The 7536-nt window shown below is 62.0% G+C and carries 8 protein-coding genes and 1 pseudogene; 6 read left to right on the top strand and 3 right to left on the bottom strand.

Annotated elements, in window-relative coordinates; translation table 11 throughout:
- Positions 1–209: pseudogene (locus CHB99_RS29970) on the top strand (hypothetical protein); the annotation flags it as partial.
- A 181-nt stretch (positions 210–390) separates the two neighbouring features.
- On the opposite strand, the gene CHB99_RS22135 reads toward CHB99_RS29970, so the two are convergent.
- Together CHB99_RS22135 and aptA are read right to left on the bottom strand one after the other, a co-directional pair.
- Positions 391–1884, bottom strand: coding sequence for a CoA-acylating methylmalonate-semialdehyde dehydrogenase (locus CHB99_RS22135; RefSeq protein ID WP_042129802.1), 1494 nt, complete (start codon positions 1882–1884; stop codon positions 391–393).
- Between the two features lie 61 nt (positions 1885–1945).
- Positions 1946–3292, bottom strand: coding sequence for an omega-aminotransferase AptA (gene aptA / locus CHB99_RS22130; RefSeq protein WP_042129806.1), 1347 nt, complete (start codon positions 3290–3292; stop codon positions 1946–1948).
- 127 nt (positions 3293–3419) lie between these two features.
- Between aptA and CHB99_RS22125 the strand changes: the two genes are divergently transcribed.
- The 3 genes from CHB99_RS22125 (at position 3420) to CHB99_RS22115 (ending at position 5692) form a co-directional block, all read left to right on the top strand.
- Positions 3420–4337: a LysR family transcriptional regulator gene (locus CHB99_RS22125; protein ID WP_042129800.1), complete on the top strand. Its 918-nt coding sequence runs from the start codon at positions 3420–3422 to the stop codon at positions 4335–4337.
- Between the two features lie 100 nt (positions 4338–4437).
- Positions 4438–5097, top strand: a complete 660-nt coding sequence (locus tag CHB99_RS22120; RefSeq protein ID WP_042129798.1) for a TetR/AcrR family transcriptional regulator — start codon at positions 4438–4440, stop codon at positions 5095–5097.
- A gap of 10 nt (positions 5098–5107) precedes the next feature.
- Positions 5108–5692: an IMPACT family protein gene (locus CHB99_RS22115; RefSeq protein ID WP_042129796.1), complete on the top strand. Its 585-nt coding sequence runs from the start codon at positions 5108–5110 to the stop codon at positions 5690–5692.
- A gap of 275 nt (positions 5693–5967) precedes the next feature.
- Here the strand turns inward: CHB99_RS22115 and CHB99_RS22110 are convergent, their stop codons facing one another.
- Positions 5968–6393: a hypothetical protein gene (locus CHB99_RS22110; protein ID WP_042129794.1), complete on the bottom strand. Its 426-nt coding sequence runs from the start codon at positions 6391–6393 to the stop codon at positions 5968–5970.
- A gap of 84 nt (positions 6394–6477) precedes the next feature.
- Here CHB99_RS22110 and CHB99_RS22105 point away from each other — a divergent pair, with 84 nt between their 5' ends.
- On the top strand, positions 6478–6843 hold the full coding sequence (locus tag CHB99_RS22105; protein WP_042129792.1) for a MerR family transcriptional regulator: 366 nt from the start codon (positions 6478–6480) through the stop codon (positions 6841–6843).
- Positions 6840–7523, top strand: coding sequence for an SDR family oxidoreductase (locus tag CHB99_RS22100; protein ID WP_042129791.1), 684 nt, complete (start codon positions 6840–6842; stop codon positions 7521–7523). The genes CHB99_RS22105 and CHB99_RS22100 overlap by 4 nt, the downstream gene beginning before the upstream one ends.
- Positions 7524–7536: the final 13 nt, after the last annotated feature.

Raw genomic sequence — 7536 nt, 5'->3', positions numbered from 1 at the left:
CTTCAACCGAGGCGCGCATTATACGCTTTCCTCTAAGTCTGTCAAGCGTTTATTTTGAAGTTTTTCAGAATTTCTCGTTCAACTTCAAACACTTGACTCGCTGCGATCTCTCGTTAGCGGGAGGCGAATTCTACAGCGTTACAACCTGCTGTCAACTGCCTTTTTCAACCGCCTTCGTAGATGACCGAAGCACTTCCGATACCACCTGAAACATCCAACTCGTTGATTCTCAAGGAGTTTTCCGTTTCGACTGCGCCGGAAGTGGGGCGAATTATAGAGAGATAAAACGGGGCGTCAAGCACTTATTGCAACAAATTTGTCATCACGGTCAAAAAGCCCGAAAACGAAGAAGGGAGGCCTTGCGGCCTCCCTTCTTCTATATAGCTACGCTCACAGACTCGGGAACGCGAACTGCGAAGCCTCATGGCTGGCACGTTGCGGCCAGCGCTGGGTGATCGCCTTGCGCCGGGTGTAGAAGCGCACACCGTCCGGGCCGTAGGCGTGCAGGTCGCCGAACAGCGAACGCTTCCAGCCGCCAAAGCTGTGGTAAGCCACCGGTACCGGCAGCGGCACGTTGACGCCGACCATGCCCACCTCGATCTCGTCGCAGAACAGACGCGCCGCTTCACCGTCACGGGTGAAGATGCAGGTGCCGTTGCCGTATTCGTGATCGTTGATCAGCTGCATCGCCTCTTCCAGACTGTTCACCCGCACCACGCAAAGCACCGGACCAAAGATCTCTTCCTTATAGATGCGCATCTCGGTGGTGACGCGATCGAACAGGGTACCGCCGACGAAGTAACCGTCTTCGTTGCCCGCCACGCGATAGCCACGACCGTCCACCACCAGCTCGGCACCGGCTGCGACACCGTCATCGATGTAACCCACAACCTTGTCCCGTGCCGCCGCGGTTACCAGAGGGCCCATGTCCAGGCCACAGGAGGTGCCGGCACCGATCTTCAGCCCCTTGATCTGCGGCACCAGTTTGGCCACCAGGGCATCGGCCACCTGGTCACCGACGCACACCGCCACGGAGATGGCCATGCAGCGCTCGCCGCAGGAACCGTAGGCCGCACCCATCAGCGCGCTGACAGCGTTGTCCAGATCGGCATCCGGCATCAGTACCGCATGGTTCTTCGCCCCGCCCAGCGCCTGGACGCGTTTGCCACGCCTGGTGCCTTCGGTATAGATGTACTCGGCGATCGGCGTCGAGCCAACGAAGCTCAGTGCTTTCACTTCCGGCGCCTCGATCAGCGCATCCACCGCTTCCTTGTCACCGTGAACCACGTTCAGCACGCCTTTCGGCAGGCCGGCTTCATGCAGCAGCTGGGCGATCAGCAGGGTCGAGCTCGGATCACGCTCGGACGGTTTGAGGATGAACGTGTTGCCGCAAGCGATGGCCAGCGGGTACATCCACAGCGGCACCATGGCCGGGAAGTTGAACGGGGTGATCCCGGCGACCACACCCAGCGGCTGGAAGTCCGACCAGGCATCGATGTTCGGGCCGACGTTGCGGCTGTACTCGCCCTTCAGCACTTCCGGGGCGGCGCAGGCGAACTCGACGTTCTCGATCCCGCGCTTCAGTTCACCGGCCGCGTCTTCGAGGGTCTTGCCATGCTCTTCGCTGATCAGTTGGGAAATCCGCGCGTCGTTCTGCTCCAGCAACTGTTTGAAGCGGAACATCACCTGGGCGCGCTTGGCCGGCGGCGTGTTGCGCCAGGCCGGGAACGCTGCCTTGGCGGCATCGATCGCTTGCTGCACGGTGGCGCGACTGGCCAGCGCCACCTTGTGGATCGCCTGGCCGGTGGATGGATTGAAGACGTCGGCGCTGCGATCGTTGCCGGAAACCAGCTCGCCATTGATCAGATGTGCAACGGTGCTCATGCAATAACTCCAGTATTCAGGTTCGGGCAGGCGCACGGGCCTGCCCCGGGAAAGGAATCGATCAGTCGATGGCGTTCAGGGCTTCGCCGACTGCGTCGAACAGGCGGTCCAGCTCCTGCGGCTGGGTATTGAAGGTCGGCCCGAACTGCAGGGTGTCGCCACCGAACCGTACATAGAAGCCGGCTTGCCACAGCTTCATCGCCGCCTCGTAAGGACGCACGATGGCATCGCCATCACGCGCGGCGATCTGGATCGCGCCGGCCAGGCCGTAGTTGCGGATATCGATGACGTTCTTGGTGCCCTTGATGCCGTGCAGCACGTTCTCGAAGTGCGGCGCCAGCTCGGCGGCGGACTGCACCAGGTTTTCCTTCTGCAGCAGGTCGAGGGCGGCGATACCGGCAGCGCACGCCACCGGGTGCGCCGAGTAGGTATAGCCGTGGGGGAATTCCACCGCGTACTCGGGAGTCGCCTGGTTCATGAAGGTCTGGTAGATCTCGCTGCTGGCGATCACCGCGCCCATCGGGATGGCGCCGTTGGTGACCTGCTTGGCGATGCACATCAGGTCCGGCGTCACGCCGAAGGCGTCGGCACCGAACATCGAGCCCATGCGGCCAAAGCCGGTGATGACTTCGTCGAAGATCAGCAGGATGTTGTGCTGGTCGCAAATTTCCCGCAGGCGCTTCAGATAACCCTTCGGCGGCGGCAGGACGCCGGCTGAGCCCGCCAGCGGCTCGACGATCAGCGCGGCGATGTTCGAGGCATCGTGCAGCTCGATCAGCTTGAGCATTTCATCGGCCAGGGCGATGCCGCCCTCTTCCGGCATGCCCTTGGTAAAGGCGTTGCCCGGCAGCACGGTATGCGGAATGTGGTCGACGTCCAGCAGTTGACCGAACAGTTTGCGGTTGCCATTGACGCCACCCAGGCTGGTACCGGCGATGTTCACCCCATGGTAGCCACGGGCACGGCCGATCAGCTTGGTCTTGGTGGCCTGGCCTTTCAGACGCCAGTAGGCACGCACCATCTTCACGGCGGTGTCGCAGCACTCGGAGCCGGAGTTGGTATAGAACACGTGATTCAGGTTGCCCGGGGTCAGCTCGGTGATCTTCTCGGCCAACTGGAACGACAGCGGATGCCCGAACTGGAACGCCGGCGAGTAATCCAGCACGCCCAGCTGGTGTGCCACGGCTTCCTGGATTTCCTTGCGGGTGTGGCCGGCACCGCAGGTCCACAGACCGGAGAGAGCGTCGAAGATCTTGCGCCCCTTGTCGTCGACCAGATAGTTGCCCTGCGCGGCAACGATCAGGCGCGGATCGCGCTGGAAATTGCGGTTGGCGGTGTAAGGCATCCAGTGAGCATCCAGCTTCAGCTGGCTGGCCAGACCGACAGGAGCGTTTTCAGGCAGGTTCATCGTCGCGACCTCGCAAGGCAGGTTGAACGGCATTCGGAAGAAAGCGTTGTGTTGCCGATAACTTGTCACGGCTATAAAGTCTGGAAAACTCTACTTTTCTAATCCTCAGTTCACCGGACACTAAACTATGAGCCGTCGCCCCGAACCGCTTTCCCAGGTCAGCGATTTCGATATTCGCCTGCTGAAGATTTTCCGTAGCGTGGTCGAATGCGGTGGCTTCTCGGCGGCGGAGAACGTGCTGGGTATCGGTCGCTCGGCGATCAGCCAGCAGATGGGCGATCTGGAACAGCGTCTCGGTCTGCGTCTGTGCCAACGCGGGCGCGCCGGGTTTTCGCTGACCGAGGAAGGCCGCGAGGTCTATCAGTCGGCATTGCAGTTGCTCAGTGCCCTGGAAAGTTTCCGCACCGAGGTCAACGGCCTGCACCAGCATCTGCGCGGAGAGCTGAACATCGGCCTGACCGACAATCTGGTGACCCTGCCGCACATGCGCATCACCCATGCCCTGGCCCAGCTCAAGGACCGCGGTCCGGACGTGCGCATCCGCATCCGCATGATCCCGCCGAGCCAGGTGGAACAGGGCGTGCTCGACGGCAGCCTGCATGTCGGCGTGGTCCCCCAGGCCAGTCCGCTGTCCGGGCTCGAATACCAACCGCTGTACAGCGAACGATCGCTGCTTTACTGCGCGGTCGGCCACCCGCTGTTCTACGTCGACGACCGACAACTGGACGATGAGCGTCTCAACGCCCAGGACGCCATCGCCCCGACCTTCCGCCTGCCGGCGGAAATCCAGGCGGCGTACCAGGCACTCAACTGCACCGCCAGCGCTTCCGACCGCGAAGGCATGGCGTTCCTGATCCTTACCGGTCGCTACATCGGCTACCTGCCGGATCATTACGCGATGTTCTGGGTGCAGCAGGGGCGCCTGCGCGCACTCAAGCCCGGCGAACGCTTCTATGACCTGAGCCTGGCCTGGGTCACACGCAAGGGTCGACGTCCACATCTGGTCCTGGAAAGCTTCCTGGAGAGCCTGGCTGCGACACGTTAGGACGCAATTGCGATATTCTCGCGTTTCGCGCTTGTCTGCCCGCCGTGCCTGGGGTATCAACGCATGTGCCCTTATTTCCTCGCTCTTGCCGGAATCGCCCATGACCCTTGAAGTGCCCGCTCACCGAACCCTCGCCGCCAAGCCCGCCGGTCGTATCCGCCAGAAAAACGAGCAGGCCATCATCCAGGCCGCGGAAGACGAGTTCGCCCGTCATGGTTTCAAGGGCACCAGCATGAACACCATCGCCCAGAACGCCGGGCTGCCCAAGGCCAACCTGCATTACTACTTCACCAACAAGCTGGGGCTGTACATCGCGGTCCTGAGCAACATCATCGAACTGTGGGACAGCACCTTCAACGCCCTCAGCGTCGACGACGACCCGGCCCTGGCCCTGGCCCAGTACATCCGCGCGAAGATGGAGTTTTCCCGGCGCAATCCGCAGGCCTCGCGGATCTTCGCGATGGAGATCATCAGCGGTGGCAATTGCCTCACCGACTATTTCAGCCAGGACTACCGCGAGTGGTTCAGGGGTCGTGCAGCGGTGTTCCAGGGCTGGATCGACGCCGGCAAGATGGACCCGGTGGAGCCGGTCCACCTGATCTTCCTTTTGTGGAGCAGCACCCAGCACTATGCCGACTTCGCCACGCAGATCTGCCAGGTCACCGGCCGCAGTCGCCTGACCAAGCAGGACATGGAAGATGCCGCCAACAACCTTATCCACATCATTCTCAAAGGCTGTGGCCTGACTCCGCCGAACTGAACACCCGCTTATGCCTTCTACCCTGCTGGACACCTGCGAGTACCGCGAAGAAATTCGCAAGAGCCGTTTCATCACCCTGGCCGCGCCGATCAGCACACCCGCCGATGCCCAGGCGTTTCTCGAGCAGCACAGTGACCTCGCCGCCACCCACAATTGCTGGGCCTGGAAAATTGGCGAGCAGTACCGCAGCAGTGACGACGGCGAACCCGGCGGCACCGCCGGGCGCCCGATCCTCGCCGCCATCGAAGCGCAGGATTGCGATCAGGTCGTGGTCCTGGTGATTCGCTGGTACGGCGGTATTCAGTTGGGCACCGGCGGTCTCGCGCGCGCCTATGGCGGCGGGGCGAACAAATGCCTGCAACAGGCGCCGAAACGTCTGCTGGTGAGCCGCACGGAATTCAGGTGCAGTTGCTCGTTCAGTGAGCTGGCCCTGCTCAAACTGCGGATCGGTGAAGCCGACGGGGTGATTCTTGACGAAGCATTCACCGCCAATGGCGTCGACGTTCATCTCGCCCTGGGTGCCGAGTGCGTCGACCAGGTACAGCGCCAGCTGGCGGACCTGAGCCGCGGCCGCATCCTTCTCGAAGCCTGCTGACAGTTGCCCACATCCACTGTGGGTGCGGTTGTGGATAACCTCTGGGCAGCCGCTTGCAAGCCTTCTGCGACAAGGGCTTGAGAGAAACGATCAGATTTTGATCAATATTTGATGACAGCCTTCGATTCACAGAAAAATCAGGCGCTTGACTCCGATTATTGCCGTTGGAAGGCAGCCGGGCCGGGCTTATACCCGGCTCGGCGGCTTGCTCACAGATACTGTGGAGCAAGCTGTGGATAAACCGTGCAAGGCTGCACCAATCGCCTGTCAGGACGTTACGCGGCGGACCTGATCACTTTTTGATCAAAGGTCTGTACCGGCCACAACTGCAGGACTGCCCAGAACAACTCCAGCAGCAAGGTGCCCCACAGCAGTTGGGTCGCCCCCTGCGACAGGGCATAACCCTGCCACGTAGCGAACAGCAGACGGCCAACCGCGTCGTAGCGACCGAACTGCGGTTGCGGATCGCGAATGCGCAACACCGACCAGACACAGACGATCGAGCCCATCAGGTTGGCCATCAAGCCATGCAGGGGCGCGAACTCCGGCAGGTCCCCGGCCAGGCCCCACTGCGTGCTCAACTGAAGCAACAAACCGTGCAACGCCATCAGACTCCAGGGCGTGACGAACGCCGCCGCGACCAGCAGGTCGTACCAGCCGCTGCTTCTGACCAGACGCCGATAACCGCTCTGACTCCACATGTACCGCTCCTTGCAGGAAAGTGAGAGCGGCAGGCTAAAGCCTGGAGTATGCTCCAAGGTCAACCCCTCCCCCAGGAATTGCTCGTGCGTATCGGAGAACTGGCGCAGACCTGTTGCGTCAGCCGCGACACCCTGCGTTTCTATGAAGAACGCGGCCTGATTCGCGCCCAGCGCCGTGCCAACGGCTATCGTGATTACCCGACGGAAACCGTGCAGTTGGTGCTGCTGATCAAGACCGCGCAGAAGCTCGGTTTCAGCCTTGGCGAAATCAGCCAGAGCGTCGCCGAACTGTGGCAGGCGCAAGACCCTGAAGCACTGGTGACGCGCTTCATCGAAGACAAACTGACCCTGGTCGAGGCACGTATCGATGCCCTCGTCGAACTGCGCCAGGCGCTCAGGCAGCGCCTGCAGGATCGCTGTCCCCTCACATTGAAAGGAGCTCCCGCATGACTACGAAAACCGCCTTGATCATCGGCGCTTCCCGCGGCCTGGGCCTCGGCCTGGTGGAACGTCTCAGCGAAGACGGCTGGAACGTCGTCGCCACCGTGCGCGATACCGCCAAGGCCGATGCCCTCGCGAAGCTGCCGGGCGTCCAGGTACAAACCCTGGAAATGAACAGCACCGCTCAGCTCGACGCGCTGCAGAAACACCTCGAGGGCCAGACCCTCGATCTGCTGTTCGTCAACGCCGGGGTCAAGGGCCCGGACAATCAGGACGCCGAAGTGGCGCAACTGAGCGAGATCGGCGAACTGTTCATGACCAACGCCGTGGCGCCGATCCGCGTGGCCCAGCGCTTCGCCGGGCAACTGCGCGAGGACAGCGGCGTGATCGCCTTCATGAGCTCGGTGCTGGGCAGCGTGGCCATCCCGGATGCGCCTGAACTGGCCCTGTACAAGGCGAGCAAGGCAGCCCTGAACTCGATGATCAACAGCTTCGTGGTGCCCCTCGGCGAGACTCGCCTGAGCGTGCTGGCCATGCACCCGGGCTGGGTCAAGACCGACATGGGTGGCGAAGGCGCCGACATCGACGTGCCGACCAGCACCCGCGGCATGCTCGAGCAGGTCAAGGCCCACAGCGGCAAGGCCGGTCTTCACTACATCAACTACAAAGGCGAAACGCTGATCTGGTGATTCTGCGCGCGGT

This window comes from Pseudomonas japonica (genome assembly GCF_900188455.1).
In the GTDB taxonomy this organism is placed as follows: Bacteria; Pseudomonadota; Gammaproteobacteria; order Pseudomonadales; family Pseudomonadaceae; genus Aquipseudomonas; species Aquipseudomonas japonica.
Note: the sequence above shows the minus strand (reverse complement) of the source record. Positions and strands in the feature narration are given on the sequence as shown.